This window comes from Vibrio amylolyticus (assembly GCF_023145695.1).
Taxonomy (GTDB): domain Bacteria; phylum Pseudomonadota; class Gammaproteobacteria; order Enterobacterales; family Vibrionaceae; genus Vibrio; species Vibrio amylolyticus.
The window spans coordinates 1-22,499 of record NZ_JAJHVV010000019.1; the positions used below are offsets into that span (position 1 = coordinate 1).

A 22,499-nucleotide genomic window follows, 5' to 3' on the forward strand; every position below is an offset into this window, starting at 1 on the left:
TACTTATCAAACTCGCATTAGTTGGCGCTTATATAGAAAGGAAATTTATAAGATTTCTTATGAAAGCACTACTATCTTGCTTCTAAGTCGTAGTGAATAAGTCTTGATGAGGCTTCTAGAGCACTTTATAGGGGATATATTTCAGATGCACTAGAGTCATTCTACGTAGACTGTTGATACATTTTTTGCAACATAGAGGTGCAAGCAGACGATTTATTATTAGATCTGGCCTATTTGTTGGGTGTTGTTGCGGATTTACTGAATAGGTTCAATTGGGTCTAAAGTAAATAGAGTGCTTAGACTTTATTGGCAGCTCTTTCGTTTGCCTTATCTGACAGGAATTAGAAATAAAAAAAGACCAGCATTATAAGCTGGCCTATTAAGATTAAAAGCGACGACTTAGATTTGATGCACGAGTTTCAACGCTTTTTTCGAAACTTCATGAGCAGCCTTAGAGAGATCTTGTTTTTCTAAGGCATCTGCTAAATAAGCATAATCTGAAACACTTGAGCGAATAGATAACGCTTTTTCTAGGTGCTCTTGTGCCTCTTTCCATTGGCTTTCTCTCAGATAAAACTGAGCTAGAGCACTATGAGCAGCAGCATTGCCATCATCCTTCGTTAATGTTTTCTTTAATAGCTCGGTTGGCGGGTGACTGTCTGAAAGATTGATCTCTGGAAGTAGCGAATAGAGTTCAGGATCTGGATTTTTCTTCAGAGCCTCTTTTAGTACCGTATAGGCTTGGTTATCTGCTTTACGGGAAATGAGCTGTCTTATGAAGCAACTAATAAGATGAGTCTCTAATTTTATCTTCTTAGGCAGTTTATCCCAATGATCTATAAGTCCCTCACTGCCTTTCTGCTCAGCAACATCACTTAATAATCCGCATTGGGCTTTTTGTAAAATAGCTTCTTGCTCTTTTACATCGATAAGTTTTTGTTTCGCTAGCTTAGGGATGATCTCCAATAGCGGTTGCCATAACTTTAGCTCTAGGTAGACTGTTTTTAACAAGTTTAGCAAAATAGAGTTTGCTGGATAATCATTCTTTAAGTTAGATAATGTATCAAAAGCGAGTTCATATTCAGCTTCACGAACCTGCTGTTTTGCTTTGGTCAACTCTACCGCAAGGTGTGCGTTCTCTTGTTCGCTTGCTTTACTTAAGTAATGGTCACGCTTCTTTTTATCGCCCATGCCTTGAGCGGCTTCAGAAGCGACTAAGTAACAGAGTAGAGGCATGTCATGATGATTAGCCCATCGAGTTACTTTTTTTTCTGCAACCTTCCAGTCCCCCTCTAATAACTTGATGATACCTTCATTAGTATAGCGGCGAGAGCGTTTCAACTTTCGAACGCTAAACCAATTCCAAGTGGTTGAACTGGTGCGGAGTGCCTTTTTAATTAAAAACTCAAGGGAAAACAACGCTGCTAATGTGACGATGATGAATATAATCAATGTAGTCACACTCATTTCAATGGTTTTATTAGCCACTGAAATTAGTACGTAACCTTGTTGTCCTGCAAATTGTGTCCCTGCAAAGAGTCCAAGTCCGAGAATGACAAAGAGAAAAATCGATCTAAACATTACTTATCCTCCGTCACAAGCGTCGTAACCTCACGACGTAAACGTTCGGTTATTACATCAGATAAAATATTCTGTGTTTCCAGCTTTACTGGATATTTAACTTGAATGTTCTGTTTGCCTAAAAATTCAATAGACGCAGTGAACTCTTTTACACTGTTTTCTTCTGCATTGAAAAATGAGCTAGACCATTGATGGGCGGTTGTTAAAGCTGTGCTATAGATTTCTTGTTGTTCAACGTATGTTGCCTTAATCGCCGTTTCTAACTTAGCTTTAACGTTCTCGCGTAAATAGAAATCTTGTTTCGGTGAAAGTAGCGGGATAACGTTGCCATCACGAGTGCGGTACGTAATGAAGTTCTCGGAAAAATCTTTAAGAGAGGTTATTAGGTTTTGCTGCCAATCATAGACATCGTTAGTGACCACTTGCTTTTCTTGTACTTGAGCTTCTGGAAGGATTGCATTCGCCAGTGGCAAAGTATCAACTTGCTGCTGTAGTGAGGTAAGGCGCAAGATCAGTCCATCTCGGTCAATAATAGGCACGGACTTTAAATGGGTGATGTCATTAGCCATAGCCTTACGCAGAGGAACTAAGCTTGGGTCGTTAAGAGAAGCGATACGTTGGTCGGCGCTCTCCATTAATTTTGTCGCACTCACGACATCTTGCTCCAAAAATAGCTTTCTTCCCGCCAATTTCACCAAGTAGTCTGCTTCAGCGAGTAGCCAATCATTAGGTCTTCGGCCTTTTACATCTGCGATAGCGAGCTGCAAGCTTTCAATACTTTTATGCTGTTGATTAAGAACCACTTCACTGCGATTAACAATTTTAGAGGTTTGATTAATCGTCTCTTCTTGAATGGACTCTATCCGTTCAATGAGGTCGGATTGAGACTGTTTTAACTCACTTTTTAACGCTTCTATCTGTGATAAATGGTCTTGATTTTGCTGCTGAATTTTAAAAGTGAGTGCGCCACCAACAAGTAGCGAGATGATAATGGCAGCAATGCTTAGTTTACGTGATTTCTTTGCTGGTGCTTGGGTCGTCGCTGGCTTCTTACTATTCGTTGATTCGTCTACTTTCTTTTCTATATTCGTGGGAGTTTCTTTTTTATCAGCTTTAGAGTCTTTGGCTTTATCTGATTTTTCATTGGATGCTTTATCAGAGCTCTTCACATCAGAGCCATCAGTTACCACAGCCCCTGTTTTGCTTGGCTTCTGTTTGTTCTCAGGTTCAATATGCTCATTATTGTTTTTACTTGTCATTGCTTATAGTCCTGTTTTTAAGCTGGAGAGCAGCCACTAATTGGTGGTTTGAAGCGCTACCGGTATTAATGACTGAGTGAAATCCTAGTTGTTTTGCTTCGTTAGCGATTCGTTCACTCGGTACAAAAAGGTGTAAGTCCAGTAACCATGAGTGAGATGGTTCAGTTACCTGAGAAGTGAAAAAGTGGAGCTGTCCACTACTAGTAATAACTAGTGAGTCGATGCCTTTTTGCTGCCATTTAGTCACTTGCTGGGCAGATGAGAAAGCAAGGTAATGTCGTTGATAGACTTCTCGATATTCAACGAGTGCATTACGCTCCACTAAGGTGTCATAAATCAGTTCACGCCCACCATTACCCCGCAAAATAACAATACGTTTGTCATCAACAGATTGAAGGACACTAAGCTTTAGAAGGTGTTCACTGTCTCCAATCTCTGGGTAGTGTACTTTTTGTTGAGTATATTTGCTTAAATTGTGTGCGGTTTTTTGACCGACAGCAATATAGGTCGGATGAGCTGGCCAATTTAATGCGTTATTAGAGAGTGATTGATCAGTCATATCAGCAGCGTGTTGGCTTACAACAATCACAATGTCGAAATCATTTAGGTGGCGAGTGAGGTCATCAAGGTTTGGAGCGGGGGTAATAGTAATAAGTGGATGGTGGAGAGAATCAATCCCCACCTCCAATAGTTTTTGGCAAAGCTGAAGCCCTTGTGAACCAGGGCGAGTTACCAATACTGTCATAAATTATTCGTGCTCAGCGTACAACTTAGAAAGAATCTCTTTAGCGCCATCATCGAGTAGTTGATTAGCTAGTGTAACACCAAGCGCTTCAGCTTCTTTTCTTGGGCCCCGAATCTCGCCGCGAACCATTTTAGATCCATCTGGCTCACCGACTAACGCTCTTAGCCAAATTTCATCACCTTCAAGTAAAGAATAGCTACCAATAGGAACCTGACAACCACCTTCTAAAGTTAAGTTCATCGCACGCTCACACAGTACACGATCTGCAGTGTCTGCGTGATTAAGTGGTTCAAGCAGCTTAATTAGACGTTCATCATCTAGGCGACATTCAATTCCTACTGCACCTTGGCCTACAGCTGGAAGAGACTGTTCTGGCTCAATGAAGCTACGAATGCGATCTTCAAGTTCTAAACGCTTTAGACCAGCAGCCGCTAAAACGATGGCATCGTAGTCTCCAGCATCAAGCTTTCCTAAGCGAGTACCTACATTACCACGCAACTCTTTGATGATTAGATCTGGGCGAGCTTCAAGTAGTTGACATTGACGACGTAGGCTACAAGTACCAACAACAGCGCCTTGTGGCAGCTCATCGATATTTTGATAGTGATGTGAGACAAACGCATCGCGCGGATCTTCACGCTCACAGATAGTGACAAGCCCTAGGCCGTCTGGAAAATCGACAGGAACATCTTTCATTGAGTGAACCGCTAGATCTGCACGATCTTCAAGCATCGCAACTTCTAGTTCTTTAACGAAAAGCCCTTTACCGCCTACCTTTGCTAAAGGAGTGTCTAAAATGATGTCTCCTTTGGTGACCATAGTCACGAGTTCTACCTCTAAACCAGGGTGAGCGTTTTGAAGGGCATCTCTAACAAAGTAAGCTTGCCAGAGAGCAAGGGGGCTTTTGCGTGTAGCAATACGAATAGGGGCGGTCTGACTCATGTCTTTCTCAACTGATTGAAGTTTTGCATTTATCCTACCATCCCCAAAGTGAAACTCTTACTACTAGATCGCATGGTTTTAATATTGGCGGTGGGATAGCATAAATAGGTCAAAATTGTGTGATCTGGTTCTCGTTTGTAGCTTGAGCTATTATTAGAAATGCGAGTTAACTACGACACTATGTAAAAAATAAATACCGATGATGATGGTAAAGGGCTTTAAGGGTCATGACATGTTCATTTCTTTACCAAATCGAATAAAAGTGTTAGATTGATCACGTTTCGGTGTTGTGTTTTGCTCGAAAGATGAACGAAATACAAAATTATAATTCAATCAAGGAATTACCTTGCAGGCTTACACACAGACTTTAATCCAACGATTAGATAGCTTAAACCAGCAACGCACCGAGCGTGCGCTGGCGCTAATGGATCTGCAAGGTCAGCGTGTATTCAATCTCATTCCACTGCTTTTTCACTTCAACCATCCCATCATTCCAGGCTATAAAGATTGCAATATTCCTTATGGTATTAACGGCTTTGAGGCGAACTCGATACAGCGCAGCTATATTGAAGATACTGAAAAAACGATCAATCAAACTCTAGAGACTTCAGATACTCCTGCCATTCTTGGTTTGTATACCATGGGTAGCACTTCTTCTATTGGTCAGAGTACCTCAAGTGATCTAGATATTTGGGTGTGCGTTTCGCCAGAGATGAGCACCGAAGATAGAGAGAATCTTACTGGAAAGTGTTTAGGTATCACTGAGTGGGCAAAAACTCAGGGGATTGAAGCTAACTTCTTCTTGATGGATGAGACACGTTTTAAAAGCAATTATTCTGAAGAGATGACTGGTGATAACTGTGGCTCTTCTCAACACCTATTACTTCTAGACGAATTTTATCGCTCAGCAGTTCGATTGGCAGGGCAGCGCTTATTGTGGCAGATCGTGCCGCCAGAAATGGAAGAGTGTTACGAAGATTACATTAAAGATCTCTGCAATAAAGATGAGATCAACTGCGATGAATGGATTGATTTTGGTAAGCTAAACCGAATTCCTGCTGAAGAATATTTTGGTTCCAACTTGTGGCAGCTTTATAAAAGTATTGATTCACCCTACAAGTCTGTATTGAAAGCCATTTTGCTTGAGGCTTATTCTTGGGAATACCCAAATACGCAATTATTGAGCCTTGATACAAAACGTCGCTTCTTTGCTCATGAGCCTGACCTGTATGGTATGGATGCCTACTACCTAATGTTAGAGAAAGTGACTCGCTACCTCGAACGTATCGGTGATGAAGCTCGGCTCGATTTAGTGAGACGCTGTTTTTACTTAAAAACGCACGAAAAACTTTCTCGTGAGCCTGGTGCTGGTTCAGTGGCTTGGCGCCGTGAAGCGTTGACGGAGATGACTCAGAGCTGGAATTGGGACACCTCGGTCATTTCTGAGCTTGATGATCGTCGTCATTGGAAGGTTGAGCAAGTTAAGGTCGTGCATCATGCGTTACTTGACGCCTTAATGCTTAGCTATCGAAACTTAATTCAGTTTGCTCGAAAAAATGATATTACCTCAGCAATCAGCCCGCAAGATATTAGTATTCTCGCACGTAAGTTGTATGCCGCCTTTGAAATACTACCAGGTAAAGTCACGCTCCTGAATCCACAGATTTCTCCTGATTTACATGAATCAGATCTGACATTTATAGAAGTTCAAGGCAGCCGCTCAAATTTACCGGGTTGGTATTTGTACAAGCAACCATTGATTCCCCATCGCATTATTGGTCAGCCTAGCCTAGAGCACCATGAGTATCTAAGTAAGCTAGTAGCATGGGCGTTCTTTAATGGCATGATTACAGAATCGACACGCTTACACTCTGTCGTGCGCAGAGCACAGCTTGATATCGATAAGTTTTACCAAATGGTGAGTGATTTACGTAATACGTTCTCTTTGCGTAAACGTCGCCCAAGCATGCAAGCATTGGCTAGCCCATGTGAGATTAGCCAGCTCGCTATGTTTATCAACTTTGAGCGTGACCCTACGGCTGATATCAATACCAAGAGTACGCGTATTGATATGAAAGACATCGATATCTTTAGCTTTGGTGAGCAGCAGCAAAGTTTAGTTGGAAGTGTTGATTTAGTTTATCGAAATTCTTGGCATGAAGTTCGAACTCTGCACTTCCAAGGTGAGACGGCAATTTTAGATGCATTGAAAACCGTATTAGGAAAAATGCACCAAGATGCGATACCACCAGAATCTGTGGATGTTTTTTGTTATGCAAAAAACTTTCGTGGTGTGATTCGAAATACCGTGTACCAATTACTTGCTGAGTGTATCGAGTTACGATTGAAGCCGATTGAGCAAGAAAAGCGTCGTCGCTTTAAAGCCATGCGTATTGGTCAGCAAATGTATGGACTGTTTTTTGAACGACGAGGTGTGTCAGTTCAAAAACTCGAAAATTCCATCGACTTCTATCGCAGCATTTCAACCAATAAACTTAATGGTTCACCTCTGCTCATGCTTGATAAAGAGCAGGACCTTGAACTGCCAGAGGTTATTGACGGCTTTGCAAGTGAAGGTTTAGTTCAGTTTTTCTTTGAAGACACTGCCAACGGCTTCAATATTTATGTATTGGACGAAAGCAATCAAAGTGAAGTTTATCATCAGTTCAGTGGCGAAAAAGATGAGATGATAGCGAGTGTCAACAGCTTCTACACTTCTGCTAAGGATGAAAATGTGGTGCCTTCAAACAGGATTAACTTTAATCTTCCACAATATTACCAAGTGGTGCATCCAGAAGAGGGCGAGAGCTATGTTGTGCCATATCGTAATGACAACACAACGTATTCCAAGCCATCGCGAGCAGTAAACGCCTAAGATTATGTGAATATAAAAAAGAGTACCTTTAAGGTACTCTTTTTTTGATCATGAAGCAAAAAATCTAGAGTAAAGGCTACGGCCACTCGATGGCTTCACCAGCGTGCTTTTCACACTCTTGCTTAACCATTGAAAAGAACTCTTGCCCAGTTTTAGAGCATATCCATTGGTCATCGATGTGTTTAAAGTGAAAGCCGCCCGATTTTGACGCTAACCAAATCTCATGCATAGGCTCTTGGCGGTTAATAATGATCTGGCTTCGGTCATCAAACTCAAGAGTTAGCACATTGCCTGAGCTTTCAAAATCAATATCTGCACCTGACTCATCTATCGCATCTTCAATGCATTGCATTTGTAAATCGACGATCTGATGAAATTCCGTATCGTTCATCTCTTCTATCCTATTGCTTTTCTTGATTGTGGTGCGATTATAGGGGGCATTGAATCAATAATCACGAGATGCAAAATGAAAAAATCGATTGTAGCACTATTTATGCTTTCTATTTTTACACTTGCAGGCTGTGGGCAGACTGGCGGTCTTTACATGCCAGAAGAAGCAGCACAGAATGAACAAGCTCAATAACCAATAAAGATTATAGAAAAAGATCAGTCAAACTTAGTAAGGAAAACACTTTGGATTATTTCAACTACCAGGAAGATGGCCAGCTATGGGCTGAAGATACAGCGCTAACTAGCTTAGTTGAGCAATACGGCTCACCTCTATATGTTTATTCTCGAGCAACGCTTGAGCGCCATTGGAACGCATTTGATAAATCCGTTGGTGAGCATCCTCATCTGGTCTGTTACGCCGTTAAAGCAAACTCAAACCTCGGTGTGCTCAATGCACTTGCTCGCATTGGCTCAGGCTTTGATATCGTCTCAGGTGGTGAATTAGAGCGTGTTATTGCTGCGGGTGGCGATCCAAAGAAGGTGGTTTTCTCAGGTGTTGGCAAAACTGAAGCAGAGATGCAGCGTGCATTAGAGCTTGGTATCAAGTGTTTTAATGTAGAATCTGAGCCTGAATTAAAGCGTTTAAACAAGGTGGCAAAGTCACTTAATGTGATTGCTCCAATTTCTTTACGTATTAATCCCGATGTTGATGCCAATACGCACCCATACATTTCTACGGGTTTACGTGATAATAAATTCGGTATCGCATTTGATAGAGCCCCTGCAGTTTACAAGTTTGCTCAAACTCTTGAGAATCTAAACATTCAAGGTATTGATTGCCATATCGGTTCTCAACTGACTGACCTTGCCCCATTTATTGATGCAACGGACCGTCTACTTGCTTTGATTGACCAATTGAAAGCGGATGGCATTAACATCGAGCATCTCGATGTTGGTGGTGGCTTGGGCGTTGTTTATCGTGATGAGCAGCCACCTCAACCATCAGACTATGCGAAAGCACTGCTTTCTCGTTTATCGAATCACCCTGATATTGAACTTATCTTCGAACCAGGTCGCGCGATTGCTGCCAACGCTGGGATTCTGCTGACTAAAGTTGAATTCCTGAAGCATACCGAACATAAAAACTTCGCTATTATCGATGCAGCGATGAATGATCTGATGCGCCCGGCACTGTATCAAGCGTGGCAAGATATTGTCCCTGTAGTACCAAAAGAGGGTGAAACTCAAGTGTACGATATCGTCGGGCCAATATGTGAAACGGGCGACTGTCTTGGTAAAGATCGTAGTTTAGTACTCGCAGAAGGCGATTTACTTGCGATTCGCTCAGCAGGTGCATATGGTTTTGTTATGTCATCAAACTACAACACGCGAGCTCGCGTTGCTGAAGTTATGGTGGATGGAGACAAAACACATTTAGTTCGCAAGCGTGAAGAGCTATCGAGCCTATGGGCTCTTGAAAACATCTTACCGGAGTAACGGCAGCACTATGCATTTCCACTTTTCTAAAATGCACGGATTGGGTAATGACTTTATGGTCGTTGATTGCATTACCCAAAACATCTTTTTCTCACCGGACTTGATTCGTCGTCTATCGAATCGCCATACGGGCGTCGGTTTTGACCAGCTGTTGGTGGTCGAGGCACCCTATGATCCTGAAACGGATTTCCACTACCGTATCTTTAACGCGGATGGCAGTGAAGTAGAACAATGCGGTAATGGGGCACGCTGTTTTGCACGTTTCGTCAGAATGAAAGGATTGACCAACAAATTTACCGTTAGTGTCAGTACTAAAAAAGGCAAAATGGTACTTAACCTTGAAGAGGATGATCAAGTCACCGTCAACATGGGTGAACCAGTCTTTGAACCTGGGCAGATCCCCTTTAAAGCGAAGCAGACAGAGAAAACCTACATCTTACGCACAGAAGAGCACACACTCTTCTGTGGTGCGGTGAGTATGGGGAACCCTCATGTCGTGACTGTGGTGGATGATGTTGATACGACTGACGTGGAAACGTTAGGTCCTTTACTAGAGTCCCATGAGCGCTTTCCTGAGCGTGTTAATGCTGGCTTTATGCAAGTGGTTAATCGTGATGAAGTTCGTTTACGTGTTTACGAGCGTGGTGCGGGTGAAACGAATGCATGTGGAAGTGGGGCGTGTGGAGCGGTTGCCGTTGGCATCACTCAAGGTCTGCTCGATAGTTTTGTCACTGTTCACCTACCTGGTGGTGCATTACAAATAGAGTGGCAGGGACCAGGGCATCCTCTTTATATGACAGGCCCAGCAACGCATGTCTTTGATGGCCAACTCTCTTGTTAATAAGAGGGTTTAAATACCCTCATTAACACCGTTATTTTTAATTAAGGAATAATTTTGTCACATATTGAAGCGGACGCCTTAACCGCTGAAGTGGTTGCCGAGTATTTACAAGACAACCCAGATTTTTTTCTACAACGTCGTAATCTCGTCGATCGCCTCTCTTTGCCACATCAAGAGCAAGGCGCAGTATCACTTGTCCATGTTCAGCTAAATCGACAGCGAAACCGCATTGAAGAACTTGAAGAAGAGATCACGACATTAATGTCACTTGCTGCGAAGAATGATCGTACCTTCCATGAGTTTATGGACCTGCAAGAACAAGTATTGAAATGCGCCGACCTCGATAGCGTGTTTGCTGCGATTGAACAGAAAGCTAAATCTCTCTCTTTACTCGCTTATATACGTTTGATTGATTCGCCGACCGCCACTTATGGAATTAGTCAGGAATCAATTCAACGATTTTCTGTGAATCATTTGAATGGTAAAGAGGCTTACTTAGGACGCTTGCGCAAAGCCGATAGAGCGGAATTATTAGGTGATGATACACGAGCGCCTGAGCTAGGCTCCTATGTTGTGCTGCCTTTAGTTCAAGATAAGACAGTGGGTGTGCTGGCGTTTTCTAGCGAGGATGGTGGTCATTTCCAGCCTCATATGGATACTCTATTTTTGCGTCATTTAGCGTTAGTGGTTTCTCACTTAATGCTCTCTCTTCCATGGCAAGCCGTCGATAATGAACGAGTCTACAGCAACACTTCCAAATAGCTTACAAAAGCCCTTAGACCGTTTCTATGAATTCCTTAGAAGCGAAAAAGGGCTGAGCCTACACACTCAGCGCAACTATAAACAGCAGCTCGAAGCGATGGCAGAGCACTTAGTCTCTATGGGGCTAGATGACTGGCAAAAAATCGATGCAGGCTGGGTAAGACAACTTGCGAGTAAAGGTATGCGTGATGGTATGAAAGCCAGCAGCATTGCCACTCGACTCTCTTCTTTAAGAAGCTTTTTTGATTTCCTTATCCTAAGAGGGGAGCTGAGTGCAAACCCTGCTAAAGGTGTTTCTGCGCCGCGTAAGCAAAGGCCTTTGCCAAAGAACCTTGATGTCGATGAAGTCGGCCAGCTGTTGGAAGTGGATAGTGATGATGACCCGCTTTCAGTCCGAGATCGCGCGATGATGGAGCTGATGTATGGTGCGGGACTTCGTTTAGCTGAACTTGTGGATATTAATCTAAAAGATATTCGTGCTGGTGCAGGTGAAATTCGCGTTGTTGGTAAAGGGGACAAAGAAAGAAAAGTCCCTTTTTCTGGTGAAGCGAAAGAGTGGGTAGGAAAGTGGCTTAAATACCGCTCAGATCTTGCGAATAGTGGCGAGAAAGCGTTGTTCGTATCAAAACAAGGCGTTCGAATCTCACATAGAAACGTACAGAAACGGATGGCTGAATGGGGACTAAAACAGGGGGTTGCTAGCCATATTAGCCCGCATAAATTGCGTCACTCATTTGCTACTCACATGCTGGAATCGAGCAATAACCTGAGAGCGGTTCAGGAGCTTCTTGGGCATGAAAATATCTCGACCACGCAGATCTATACCCATTTAGACTTTCAGCATCTTGCTCAGGCTTATGATCAAGCTCATCCAAGAGCAAAGAAAAAAGAGGATAAATAGATGCGTTTCTATCGTGGTATCTCTCCTATTAAGGCCATGACCTTTGATCTTGATGATACGCTGTATGATAACAGACCGGTTATACAACGAGTCGAGCAAAAGATAACGCAATGGCTCCATCGTCATCACCCTGTAAGTGCCACACGCAACTATGGCTGGTGGCAACAGGTTAAAAGAGACGCTGCTATCGCAGATCCCATGTTGAAGCACGATGTGACACGTTGGCGCTTTGAGCAGATCCTTCAAGGCTTTTTACAACTCGGTTATAGTGAAGAGCAAGCAAGTCGGACTGCGCAGCAAACGATAGAAGAAGTTTTAGTGCTTCGTAGCCAATTTGATGTCCCTGAAGAGTCGCATCGAGTATTAAGCTTATTGAGTGAACGTTACCCATTGGTGGCGATTACCAACGGTAATGTGGATGTGGGCAAGATAGGATTAGAGCAGTACTTTTCCTTAGTCTTAAAGGCTGGGCCTGATGGGCGAGCAAAGCCTGATGCCGACCTTTATATCAAGGCGGCTAGCTTCCTTGAATTAGCACCTCAAAGCATTCTGCATGTTGGCGATCATTTAGTGACCGATGTGGCAGGAGCAAAACGTAGTGGGTTTCAAGCGTGTTGGTATAACAATCAAGACACGGACTTGATTCGACACTCGCGAAGTAAAACGCTGCCGGATATAGAAATTGACCGGCTGGACTCGCTACTGTTACTTTAATTATAGAATGATGTTGATACCGAGCGATTCATCTTAGTCGCTCGAGTTATCGTTATTTGCTGGCGCGGTATTGATGACCACATTTATCGGCGTGAAAAACGTTCATATAGTGATTGAGAAATTCATTGAGTTGCGCCGCCTCTTTTTCCTTGCCAACCTTTTTAAGCAGCTCAGCACCGACCTCAAGCGTGCATAAGTGCCCGTCAGCTTGGTTTCTTCTTAGTTGATAATGAGAGCGAGAGTCAGGCGATAGATGGATATGCTGACACCCATCTAGCCACGGGATCTTATTGGCCATTTTCTTCGCTTCTTGCCATGTGCCATCCAATATAATAAATACAGGAATTGTCTCACTGGACTTATCCAAACCGGCCTTTTTCTGTTGGATATTGGCGATGGCCTCTTCAGCACTGATGCTCTGCTCACTAGGAAATAGAAGCATAGGAACAACATTAGGCTGCTTGATTAGTTCAATCAGTGATGCAGTTGGGGACTTTCGCTGCCATACATGGGATGAACACTGATCCAAAGCTGCGAGTAGCCACTGACCCGTGTTTGTCTCTCTTCTTAATTCATTCTCATGCATTAGTAGTGCGATATGGATAGGTGACTTAATCTGTGGAATTAAGTCACAAACGCAATGAAGCGTTAAATGGCAGCGAAGACAAGGGGCTGGATGAGTCATAGAAGGCGATTACTCAGCAGGCGAGATTGAATAAAGAGTAAGTCCACCATTAGCGATTGGATACACAACATCGCCAATCTTTTCATGAGTAGCATTGAGCTGCTGAGTATCTTGCGTATTATCACGGGTAAAGATTCTTTCCGAACGTAAAACCTGTCTTTGATGGTGCGTCATAACAACTTGTACTTGATCAGGGTTTAGCTGTTGCCAGAAACCGGCTTCAACGATTGCAGGTTCCCCATTGTTGTAGTCATATCGGGTTGTGGCCGTATGATCTGAAAAAAGCGCCATCTCGACACTGAAGTTAGTACTTTGAGTGGAGGTTGCGTGATAAACCCCACTCCAGCCTTGAGTCGCATCTTTATTTGAAAGGGTTGCACACCCTTGATAATGCTGTTCCCCAATGGTCAGGTTAGCTTTCCAACCGTAAAGGCTATCGCTCATGGTGTCATTGCAGAGTGACTCTTCAAGCAATAGGTGACCGTTGTCGAGGTGATATTCTCGTTGCTTTACTGAGATGGTGCTGCTTTCAATCTTCATAGATTGAGCATCGAAACCCATTCGTTGAAAAATAAATGCGTTATTTTTAAAACTGCCAGACCAGTTTGGTTCCAAGCCAAAAACGCGGGTTGGTTTAATTGGTTGATCGCATCGGTTAGGGTTTTCTGCGGTTAGAAAATTAATTTGGTCGACGACAAAGCGAGCATCAAAATCCGAATCAAACCCATACTGATTTGGGGTAACAAGGTGACCAATAACTTCACCGTACAGTGGTTGATAGGGTGAACGCACCAATTGACTTGCTTGTGGGTTTTGCGTTTGATCTAATGCTAACCACAGTTGTTTGTTACTCCCACATGGCTTGATACTGCTGACTTCATGTCCGAGTACGACCTCACCACGCAGTACAAACGTTTGTGGTTGAATCGTTTCTGGCTTTTCCAGTGTTGCTTTAATTGGTTCTACCGGTTCAGGTGTAATTGAGTTGGTGGAGCACGCTTGTAAGGCCGCAAGAGATAAGAGTAGAGCGGAAAGTTTGAATGCATTCATGCGATTGTCACCTGTTAGGAAGTCAGTGCTGCATTATGGCATATCGAAGATTAAAAATAGAGGTAGGATGTTAGGGCAGTGAGTGACCGCCCTAATGTACATTTATTGACGAAAAATTGATGCAGCTAAGTCCTAATAGCGATAAATATCTGTTTAGAGTTAAGGCTTAGCAAGGTACTTTAAATATGCACCTTAAATTAGGTGTTCTTTCAAATAGTGCGCAACGGCATCATCGGCGTTACTGCCAATAACTGGATTGTCAGGTAGCGCTTTCATCACCTTATGGTGAGAGGTTCCCATGACAAGACCAAGCCCTGCCATTGAAAGCATCTCAACATCATTCATGCCGTCCCCAAACGCGATACAGTTATCAAGCTGAAGATCAATGGATTGAGCGACAACGTTGAGCGCTTCTCCTTTCGAAACTTCAGCGGCCATCACCTCTAAGCACCAAGGTGTAGAGAAGGCGATATTTGTTTCTTCGCCAAACAGTTCATTCAGCTTGTCTTCAAATTGCACTAAGTAGTCATGATCATGTTCAGGGTGGGTGAAGAAGATCTTTGCAATACCATCAACAGGCGCATTATCCACATCAAATACTGTGTAGGTAAAGCCAGACTCATCGTGGAAATTCTTTAGAACTTTGTCTTCTTTATTCAGTAGCCACTCATCATTTTGGTAGAGGTGGATCATAATGTCAGGGTCTTGCTTAATAACATCAATCACTGGCTGAACCAGATGTTCAGGGACATTTTTACTGTACATCAGTTTGTCATTTTGGTCGTGCACACGAGCGCCATTGGAAGTGACCATATAAGCTGGAATACCAACCTGTTCGCGAATACCTGCAACATCAACATGGTGTCGGCCCGTAGCAAAGACAAACGTCAGTCCTTTTTCGTGCAACTGTTTTAAAGTTTGCTTAGTGAAGTCACTGAGTTTGTGGTTAGGGGCGAGCAAAGTGCCATCGAGATCGGAAGCAACAATTTGAAACTGTGAATATTGGTTAGCGGTAGTCATAGTACCCTCATAATGCGGTAAGTGGGTCGTTCACGTTTTTATAGGCTTAGTTTACGTCAAAAATAAGGAAAAAAAGAGGGTAACTTGATTCTTCTGTTTTTCCTCATTTAACCCTCATTAGTTGATAAGTTAGTGCTGAGAGAAGAACTCAAGCGTCGCGTCTAGGGCTGAATTTCGATGGCAATCTTGCTCAAACAGCAGCTCATGCTTAGAACCATAAACAATTTTGAGTGCGCACTGTTTATTGCTTCGAGCGAGTTTTTTAATAAATCGGATCTGGGCGTTATTATCGACAATGCTTTCTTCACCCGCTTGCAAGAGCAATAAAGGCAGCTTTATCTGTCTGGTTTGCTGAATACATTGCTTTGCAGCCATTAAGCCTTGACCAACCCAATGGTGGCTAGGCCCCCCGAGTTTGAGTTCTGGTTTGTCTTCATAGAGATCACGGAACCAGTGATAACGAGACTTACTTTGAGTCAATGGATTAACGTCAAAAGGCTTAGGATAATACCCTTGCTGTCCTGGAGCATAGCGAGGTTGAGCAGACGCCATGCTCATGACTTGAGCGAAAGGTATCGCAATTGGGCGAAGCAAGGTAGACATATTGACGCCAAACATAGGAGCGCTTAATGCAATGGCATCAAATGGGTGGTCTGATTGCGTTTGTATATAGCGAGTGGCGATAGCGCCTCCCATGGAGTGAGCAAGAAGAAATCGTTTCTCATAATTATCGAGTGAGAAAGAATCTACGATTAACGCCATATCGTCGATGTAGTCATCAAACTGTTCAACATAGCCCATCTCTTTGTTCTCAATCAGCCGATCTGACATTCCTTGACCTCGATGGTCAAAAGAGTAGATGTCATAGCCTTGATAGAAGAGATCATGGAAAAGTTCTTGATACTTCCAAGCGGATTCGATTCGTCCATTAACAACCACGATCGCTTTGGTATGCTTGGGATCGGTTATCTTGCACCAATAGAGCTGTCGTTTATCTTTAGCGGTGAGGTAACCCTCTTCCCTAAATTGCCAAAGTTGAGAGATATTGGTATTGATCGCTTGCTCAAAGGAGGACTCTTGAGTATAAGATGAGTTATTCGAGCTCGATTGATTCATAGCATCCCTAGTCAGTATTCACGTATTGCAGTGATGTAAATTATGTGGGGCTAACTTCATTTAGTCGAGGAAAATTCTATGGATATGCATATTTGGCTAGCGTATGTCGTTACGGCAATCGTATTTAGTTTGGCACCAGGGTCTGGTACGGTTAATTCAATCAGTAACGGTTTGAATTACGGAACAAAAAAATCATTAGCAGCGATTGCTGGCCTACAACTTGGTTTGGCTTTTCATATCATTTTAGTTGGAGCTGGCATCGGAGCGCTTGTCGCCCAGTCAGCACTCGCATTTACCATTATTAAGTGGGTAGGTGTGGTTTATCTTATCTGGCTTGGTATTCAAAAATGGCGCGACCAATCGAGTTTAGAAGCTCGAGCTGATAATGCTGAACTGTCTAACCTCGTGTTAATGCGTAATGCCGTTTTAATTAACCTAACAAACCCTAAGTCTATCGTCTTCTTAGTGGCTCTATTTCCTCAGTTCATTGATCCAACTAAAGACCAATTTACTCAGTTATTGGTCTTAGGTGTTACCACCGTCATTATTGATAGTATTGTGATGCTGGGTTATACCTCTGTGGCCGCTAAAATGGGGCGTTTTATCCGTTCTGAAAGTGTGATGGGTAAGGTAAATCGTGTGTTTGGGTCGATGTTTATGGGATGTGGCGCGCTGTTAGCAACGTCTAAATTATGATGAAATGCACTATTCGCTCATAGATTAAGAATGACTATGAATAATATATATGTTGCTCGTCAGCCAATTTTGAATTCAAAGCGGCAGACTTTAGGGTATGAGCTGCTGTTTCGTGATGGGGAAAACAACGCTTTCCCTGCACATATTGACTCTAACCGAGCAACGTATCGTCTCATTGCTGAAAACTTCCTCTCTATTGGTACTAACCCTTCTGTTGAGCGTTCACGCTGTTTCATCAACTTTCCCTACTTAAGCCTTATAAATGGTCTTCCGTATACTTTGCCAAAAGATAAAGTTGTCATTGAAGTATTAGAAAGCTGTGAGCCGTCTAATGAGCTATTAGAGGCGATTAAAGGTCTCAATGCCAAAGGCTACTTGATCGCACTTGACGACTTTGTTTACCAAACTCAGTGGCGGGCATTTTTACCTTATGTACAGATAGTAAAAATTGACATTATGGCGATGGGACTGGCAAAAGCGTGTTTGATGGTTAAAGAACTTAAGGCGAGCAATAGCCGCTTGAAGTTTCTAGCCGAACGTGTAGAAACAGCCGATGAATTTTATGCCACACGCTCCGCTGGGTTCACTCTTTTTCAAGGCTACTTTTTTAGTAAGCCGGAGATTGTTAAGCAACGCTATGTGAGCCCCGATCAAATTATAGCGATGGAGCTGTTCCATGAGGTGTGCAAGCCCGTTGTCGACTTTGACAAGGTGGAGCGAATCATCGCAAAAGACGCCAAGCTCTCTTATAAGTTGCTTAAGTTTGTGAATACCATGTCGGAACGTTTAACCGTTCCGATATCCTCTTTTCGTCAGGCGCTATTATATCTAGGGCAAGATAAGCTGAAGTCATTTGTCTCACTGACGGTGGCCTCCTTTGTTTCTCGGCACAAACCTCAAGAGCTCACTAAGCTTTCACTTCAACGAGCCCAATTCTGCCTATTGATGTCGAGGCACCCATTGTTTGCTGCTTATCGCGACCAAGCTTTTTTGATCGGCTTATTCTCAATGCTCGACGCTCTGCTCGACTTATCCTTAGACGACCTTATGGAACAGCTTCCGCTTTGTGATGGCGTCAAAGGGATACTACTGGAGCGAAGTGGCCCATATGGCTCACTTCTGCATTTGGAAGAGTGTTTTGAGAATGCAGATTGGCAAGGGTTACAGAGCTTTTGTCATACGTTAGAGCTCAATGTGGAGGAAGTGATTGTTGCGTTATCATCCGCTCAACAGTGGAGCCAACAGGTCAATCAAATCTCCTAGCCATTCCTTGCTTCCTTCTTCTATAACTCGGTTAATTGAGCTTTTGATACATGATGTGCTAAAAGCTTTCATCGCTATCGATAACGCACTTGCATCAGACTCGATATGATTGATTCAGCATTGATAAATCATCGTTCATATTTATTATCGACAATACTATTATTTAACTGAAAACTGACGAGTGTGTTACATCGTCGATGTTTTTATTGCTATATTCAGTTAGTTACCAAAGTGAATAAGGATATAGTGGTGAGAGAGCGCGTTCAGTTTTTTGATTTATTACGTTGCGTAGCGGCGGTGGCCGTGATCGCTATCCACGTGCTTGCCCCTTATCGTCATGAGCTCGGGAGCATCCCATTTGATCAGTGGGTGACAGCGATAGGGGTTAATGGTATTTCTCGCTGGGCGGTACCTGTATTTATATTGATAACAGGTGCTCTGATGTTAAGTGATCAGCGGCCATTTGATGCGAAGTACTATGTGAAGCGGCGACTAGGTAAGGTACTGCTTCCCTTTATCGTATGGTCACTCTTCTACGCTTATCTATCTGGGTGGACAGCTGGTGGTTATGATTCAGAGGTGACCTCTCAAGTACTATCAGAAAGCTTAACTCACTCTACCTATTACCACTTAGGTTTTTTCTATTACTTTATTCCTCTCTATTTTGTTATTCCGCTACTGCAGATTTTTGTGCGCCGTACTAGCGATGAAGCCGTTTATGCGTTGGTGGTCGTTTGGCTTTTCACTTCAGTACTGTATTTATATAAAATTGATGGCCCATGGAGTAATCAGTTCTGGCTCTACTCGGGTTATTTGCCATTGGGCTATCTGCTTTTTAAGAAAGTACCATTAAACAAGACGACAGTGGGTGTATTCACTGGGTTCGGGGCTACTGCACTATTAATGACCGTGATTTCGGTAATAAATCTTAGCCTTGAAGCGAATGAATACACGGTTGCTCGGTGGCTCTCGTATAAAACGTTTAACGTCATCTTAGCGGCTAGTATGGTATTTATGTTGTGTCGCTATTTTGGAGAAGGTCTATCAGAACGTACTCGTAAAGTCGTTGGTTTGATTAGTCAAAATAGCTTGGGGATTTATATCCTTCATCCCATTTTTTTATGGCCAATGAAAGAGTTTGGTTGGTATCAGGGGCACCCTGTTTGGGTGATTCCTGTATGGATAGTGATAAGTGGTGCTGGGGCATTGTTATTGAGTTGGCTATTTTCTCGATCGGAAAAAACCCAATGGTTGCTGCCATAAGCGAATCTTTGTCGTGAAGGCATTAGCGGCCTTAGAGGTATTACAAATTAATGATGTCACTATTTAGTACCGCTAATCCATTCATAGTGACATTAAAGACGCTATCGCTTAAGAGCAAAGTGAAGAAACTTATCGCCTTGATAGGTCAGTTTGCCTTTATCTCCTGGGTTAAGCGCATGGTAATAGTGAACGCCTATTTGAAATTCACGTTTTGGACCAACAGGGCCTCGTTGAACGTAGATCCAATACTCTTCCTCTTCTCCAGGCTCCGCATCAGGAACTTGGATGGCCTGTTTATCCAAAATAGTAACATTGACAGATTGCTCAGGAGCATTTTCTCCTTGCATATGCTTTCTATAAAACCTGACAAACACCCAGCCGGCAATTAGTGCCAGTAGGGCAATAGCAAAAAACATTGAAACAGGCATGATGCTCTCCATAGTATCGACGCGATATTGTAACGTTGAGATTGATGCGGTTTCCTAATGGAGATCATGAATCGTGACCTAGGTATGAATCTAGTCATTAATTTGTATAGGTGATTATCTTTTCAATGAGTTATGGATCTATATTTGTCACTTTTTCAGCAATAAACCTCGAAAAAGTGATCCTTATATAGAAGAATGGAAGTGTGCCTGTCTACAATAAATCATGGAGGAGTGAGATGTCGGATATTGAAAAAGTCGTTCTACGAACGCGTAAGCTTGAATCATTGCTTCGAGGCCAATATCACGCAAAGGGTAAAGGGCTGCATCAGCTAATTACCAGTTGTGAAGAGCGTCTACCGCATGATGTGATTAAAAAGCTGAGATACATAGCGACGATTCGTAATAAAATCGTTCATGAAGATGAATATGAGCTAGAAGACCGTAAGGCTTTTTTATTAACTTGTGATGAATGTGAACAAGAGCTCACACCAAGAAGCAGCCGTTTTATTTGGCGAGTAGCGATTACACTGATGGCTCTGATCACGTTAGTTGCGTTAGGTTTCTATTACGTTCATTGGGATGAGCTATCTAAACATTTATAATAAATATTAATCAGTTAGCTTTGAATTTTAGTAAGGCTAATTGATAGACATTACAAATAAACAAAAGGGACGCAATTGCGTCCCTTTTGTTTATTTGTAAGTTTAGTAATACATCATAGGTAGTATCATTAAGCCTGTTACTACAGCGATCATTACAAGTCCTTGTTTTTGTGAAGAAGTAATCATAACTTTGCTCCTATATTCTGATGTTAGTTACTATGCTTATTAGAATAGCACTACTTTAAAGGTTTGATCAAGCTCAACTTGCCCTAGCTTGCAAAATACTAACTTTAATGGTGTTTATTTGACGTGATTTAGGGGTTTATTGATGATGTTTGTTGGTGGTTTTAAATTGAGCGTATTGTTCTATTATTTGTCTATTTATTCTTAAGTTATTGTTTTTTAGGTATAAATATTGGGTTGTTTTTTGTTCTCTTAATGGCTTGTTGTGTTTGTGGTGCTTTCGTTGCTCAGTCTTCTTCTGTCTCTTTAAATCTGGTTTTTAATCTATGTTATTCTGCAATTTTTAAGTAACTGGTCGTAACATTTGCACCATGCAATAGTGTTGGTTGCTATTTTATCAATAATTAATCCGTTGGGATTGACGGGATCGCTCTATCTTTATTATGTACTTTTATGTTCCGTATCTTTTTGTATTTTAGTGTTTTTGTGTTTTTGTTTTATTGGGTTGCTTAGTGATCAGTTAAGGGTTTTTGCTAAGTTTTGGCTTTAACTGGTTAGACTAATGAGCAGTCTATAGGCTCAACGACGAGTAGACCTGATTTCTTAAATGTTTGTTCAAACTAGGTAAACAACGGACGATATTCCTAATAAAGGAATCACTATCCAGATCCAAGTTTTGTTACACGCCTCTAGACAACATTGATTACAAGCCTAAACTGGCGGCGTAATAAATAGAGGTAATGGTATGTGGAGTTGGGTGTCTGTCGCCTTGGCAGGCTTTGTAAGCATTTCAGCAAATGAGAATAGTAATAGTCGACAAGCTATGGTTTTTAGAGCCGTGAGCTTCGCGTTTCTATTGGTTATTTTATACCAGCAAAATACAGAGCTGAGTGAAGTTCAATTTTGGGTTGCTCTTGGGCTAGGCGTATCGATGATCGCCGATACGCTTTATTTGCTTAAAAAAAATGGCCGCCTTTGCTTTGCGAGCTTTCTAATCGCACAGATCTGTTTAAGTAAATCATTTTGGGTGCAGTTATACGGTGGTATTGAGTGGTGGCTCCCGGCATTCTTACTCGCTGCGAGTGTTGTGGCGTTCTTCTTATTATTACCTCAAATCGATAGACTCATTTTTCCTGTCACGATAATGGGGCTTGTTCTTATCCAGCTCGCGTGGGCTGCAGGTGCTGTATGGCTACTGGAGTCAACCGCTCTGAGCTTATTAGGGTTTATTGGCTCACTGATGCTGATTATCTCTGCGGCACTTCTTGCTATCCATGATTATCGTCGCCCGATAATTGGTGGGCGTTACTTGATCTCTGGTGCTTATTTACTGGCGTATTCGCTCATCACCGCGTCAGCTGTAGTATAATTCGGCTTAATTCTATTGTTAGATAATTAAAGGAAACCCTGATGTCGAAAGAAATCCATGCGCACGCTATTCTTAATATGTTACGTGAACAGTCGATGACGGAAGAAGCATTACGAGAAGCGGTGATGAAAGAGTACGGAAGTGACGTTAAGTTTCGTACCTGTAGCCAAAATGGTTTTGATTTAGAAGCGTTGCTCGCATTCTTCCAGCAGAGAGAGAAAGTATTTGTTGCTGATGGTGTTTGGACATTAAACGCTGAGCGTGTGTGTAGTCACTAATCGCACTCGTTATTCCGGGTAAATTAAAGCTGGTTTCTT

Annotated in this window: 23 protein-coding genes; 13 read left to right on the forward strand and 10 right to left on the reverse strand. The window is 42.5% G+C overall.

Translation table 11 applies throughout. The features are described from left to right. Nucleotides 1-399: 399 nt before the first annotated feature. The 4 genes from KP803_RS20905 to hemC are packed head-to-tail and all read right to left on the reverse strand — an operon-like array spanning nucleotide 400 to nucleotide 4,527. Nucleotides 400-1,581 carry a heme biosynthesis protein HemY gene (locus tag KP803_RS20905; RefSeq protein ID WP_248010786.1) on the reverse strand — a complete coding sequence of 394 codons (1,182 nt, stop codon included), beginning with the start codon at nucleotides 1,579-1,581 and terminating at the stop codon, nucleotides 400-402. Further along, complete coding sequence (locus KP803_RS20910; protein ID WP_248010787.1) at nucleotides 1,581-2,840, reverse strand: uroporphyrinogen-III C-methyltransferase; 1,260 nt, start codon at nucleotides 2,838-2,840, stop codon at nucleotides 1,581-1,583. Before KP803_RS20910 ends, KP803_RS20905 begins: the two co-directional genes overlap by 1 nt. Then, nucleotides 2,830-3,585: a uroporphyrinogen-III synthase gene (locus KP803_RS20915; protein WP_248010788.1), complete on the reverse strand. Its 756-nt coding sequence runs from the start codon at nucleotides 3,583-3,585 to the stop codon at nucleotides 2,830-2,832. Before KP803_RS20915 ends, KP803_RS20910 begins: the two co-directional genes overlap by 11 nt. Nucleotides 3,586-3,588: 3 nt before the next feature. Beyond that, a complete protein-coding gene (gene hemC / locus KP803_RS20920) occupies nucleotides 3,589-4,527 on the reverse strand; it encodes a hydroxymethylbilane synthase (RefSeq protein WP_248010789.1) in 939 nt (312 codons plus the stop codon). A gap of 346 nt (nucleotides 4,528-4,873) precedes the next feature. Here hemC and KP803_RS20925 point away from each other — a divergent pair, with 346 nt between their 5' ends. Next, the gene (locus tag KP803_RS20925; protein ID WP_248010790.1) at nucleotides 4,874-7,402 is read left to right on the forward strand and encodes a class I adenylate cyclase; all 2,529 of its coding nucleotides are present in this window, start codon (nucleotides 4,874-4,876) and stop codon (nucleotides 7,400-7,402) included. Nucleotides 7,403-7,478: 76 nt separating this feature from the next. On the opposite strand, the gene cyaY is transcribed toward KP803_RS20925, so the two are convergent. Next, the gene (gene cyaY, locus KP803_RS20930) at nucleotides 7,479-7,793 is read right to left on the reverse strand and encodes an iron donor protein CyaY (protein ID WP_248010791.1); all 315 of its coding nucleotides are present in this window, start codon (nucleotides 7,791-7,793) and stop codon (nucleotides 7,479-7,481) included. Between the two features lie 75 nt (nucleotides 7,794-7,868). On the opposite strand from cyaY, the gene lptM reads away from it, so the two are divergent. The 6 genes from lptM to yigB are packed head-to-tail and all read left to right on the forward strand — an operon-like array spanning nucleotide 7,869 to nucleotide 12,507. Beyond that, on the forward strand, nucleotides 7,869-7,985 hold the full coding sequence (gene lptM / locus KP803_RS22040) for an LPS translocon maturation chaperone LptM (protein ID WP_427916976.1): 117 nt from the start codon (nucleotides 7,869-7,871) through the stop codon (nucleotides 7,983-7,985). A 50-nt stretch (nucleotides 7,986-8,035) separates the two neighbouring features. Further along, nucleotides 8,036-9,289 carry a diaminopimelate decarboxylase gene (gene lysA / locus KP803_RS20940; RefSeq protein WP_248010793.1) on the forward strand — a complete coding sequence of 418 codons (1,254 nt, stop codon included), beginning with the start codon at nucleotides 8,036-8,038 and terminating at the stop codon, nucleotides 9,287-9,289. Nucleotides 9,290-9,299: 10 nt separating this feature from the next. Then, a complete protein-coding gene (gene dapF, locus KP803_RS20945; protein ID WP_248010794.1) occupies nucleotides 9,300-10,130 on the forward strand; it encodes a diaminopimelate epimerase in 831 nt (276 codons plus the stop codon). 54 nt (nucleotides 10,131-10,184) lie between these two features. After that, nucleotides 10,185-10,892, forward strand: coding sequence for a DUF484 family protein (locus tag KP803_RS20950; RefSeq protein WP_248010795.1), 708 nt, complete (start codon nucleotides 10,185-10,187; stop codon nucleotides 10,890-10,892). Then, nucleotides 10,861-11,793 (forward strand): tyrosine recombinase XerC, encoded by a 933-nt coding sequence (xerC, locus tag KP803_RS20955; protein WP_248010796.1) that lies wholly within the window; start codon nucleotides 10,861-10,863, stop codon nucleotides 11,791-11,793. The genes KP803_RS20950 and xerC overlap by 32 nt, the downstream gene beginning before the upstream one ends. Further along, on the forward strand, nucleotides 11,794-12,507 hold the full coding sequence (yigB, locus tag KP803_RS20960; RefSeq protein ID WP_248010797.1) for a 5-amino-6-(5-phospho-D-ribitylamino)uracil phosphatase YigB: 714 nt from the start codon (nucleotides 11,794-11,796) through the stop codon (nucleotides 12,505-12,507). Between the two features lie 52 nt (nucleotides 12,508-12,559). Here yigB and KP803_RS20965 read toward each other — a convergent pair whose 3' ends face one another. The 4 genes from KP803_RS20965 to KP803_RS20980 all read right to left on the reverse strand — a co-directional run bounded on the left by KP803_RS20965 (nucleotide 12,560) and on the right by KP803_RS20980 (nucleotide 16,378). Next, nucleotides 12,560-13,192: a tRNA-uridine aminocarboxypropyltransferase gene (locus KP803_RS20965; RefSeq protein ID WP_248010798.1), complete on the reverse strand. Its 633-nt coding sequence runs from the start codon at nucleotides 13,190-13,192 to the stop codon at nucleotides 12,560-12,562. A 9-nt stretch (nucleotides 13,193-13,201) separates the two neighbouring features. Then, nucleotides 13,202-14,242, reverse strand: coding sequence for a COG3650 family protein (locus KP803_RS20970; protein ID WP_248010799.1), 1,041 nt, complete (start codon nucleotides 14,240-14,242; stop codon nucleotides 13,202-13,204). Between the two features lie 192 nt (nucleotides 14,243-14,434). After that, entirely contained in the window at nucleotides 14,435-15,262 is an 828-nt protein-coding gene (locus tag KP803_RS20975; protein ID WP_248010800.1) for a Cof-type HAD-IIB family hydrolase, read from the reverse strand. A gap of 129 nt (nucleotides 15,263-15,391) precedes the next feature. Further along, nucleotides 15,392-16,378 (reverse strand): alpha/beta fold hydrolase, encoded by a 987-nt coding sequence (locus KP803_RS20980; RefSeq protein WP_248010801.1) that lies wholly within the window; start codon nucleotides 16,376-16,378, stop codon nucleotides 15,392-15,394. 78 nt (nucleotides 16,379-16,456) lie between these two features. Between KP803_RS20980 and rhtB the strand changes: the two genes are divergently transcribed. The 3 genes from rhtB to KP803_RS20995 all read left to right on the forward strand — a co-directional run bounded on the left by rhtB (nucleotide 16,457) and on the right by KP803_RS20995 (nucleotide 19,600). Next, nucleotides 16,457-17,074 (forward strand): homoserine/homoserine lactone efflux protein, encoded by a 618-nt coding sequence (gene rhtB, locus KP803_RS20985; protein WP_248010802.1) that lies wholly within the window; start codon nucleotides 16,457-16,459, stop codon nucleotides 17,072-17,074. 36 nt (nucleotides 17,075-17,110) lie between these two features. After that, nucleotides 17,111-18,337, forward strand: a complete 1,227-nt coding sequence (locus KP803_RS20990) for an EAL and HDOD domain-containing protein (protein WP_248010803.1) — start codon at nucleotides 17,111-17,113, stop codon at nucleotides 18,335-18,337. Between the two features lie 249 nt (nucleotides 18,338-18,586). Further along, nucleotides 18,587-19,600, forward strand: coding sequence for an acyltransferase (locus tag KP803_RS20995; protein WP_248010804.1), 1,014 nt, complete (start codon nucleotides 18,587-18,589; stop codon nucleotides 19,598-19,600). Between the two features lie 101 nt (nucleotides 19,601-19,701). Here KP803_RS20995 and KP803_RS21000 read toward each other — a convergent pair whose 3' ends face one another. Continuing rightward, on the reverse strand, nucleotides 19,702-20,028 hold the full coding sequence (locus KP803_RS21000; protein ID WP_248010805.1) for a DUF2500 domain-containing protein: 327 nt from the start codon (nucleotides 20,026-20,028) through the stop codon (nucleotides 19,702-19,704). A 236-nt stretch (nucleotides 20,029-20,264) separates the two neighbouring features. Here KP803_RS21000 and KP803_RS21005 point away from each other — a divergent pair, with 236 nt between their 5' ends. The 3 genes from KP803_RS21005 to KP803_RS21015 all read left to right on the forward strand — a co-directional run bounded on the left by KP803_RS21005 (nucleotide 20,265) and on the right by KP803_RS21015 (nucleotide 22,460). Continuing rightward, nucleotides 20,265-20,630 carry a DUF4145 domain-containing protein gene (locus KP803_RS21005; protein ID WP_248010806.1) on the forward strand — a complete coding sequence of 122 codons (366 nt, stop codon included), beginning with the start codon at nucleotides 20,265-20,267 and terminating at the stop codon, nucleotides 20,628-20,630. 928 nt (nucleotides 20,631-21,558) lie between these two features. After that, a complete protein-coding gene (locus KP803_RS21010; protein ID WP_248010807.1) occupies nucleotides 21,559-22,182 on the forward strand; it encodes a lysoplasmalogenase in 624 nt (207 codons plus the stop codon). Between the two features lie 41 nt (nucleotides 22,183-22,223). After that, nucleotides 22,224-22,460, forward strand: a complete 237-nt coding sequence (locus KP803_RS21015) for a YecH family metal-binding protein (protein ID WP_248010808.1) — start codon at nucleotides 22,224-22,226, stop codon at nucleotides 22,458-22,460. The last annotated feature ends 39 nt before the right edge of the window (nucleotides 22,461-22,499 follow it).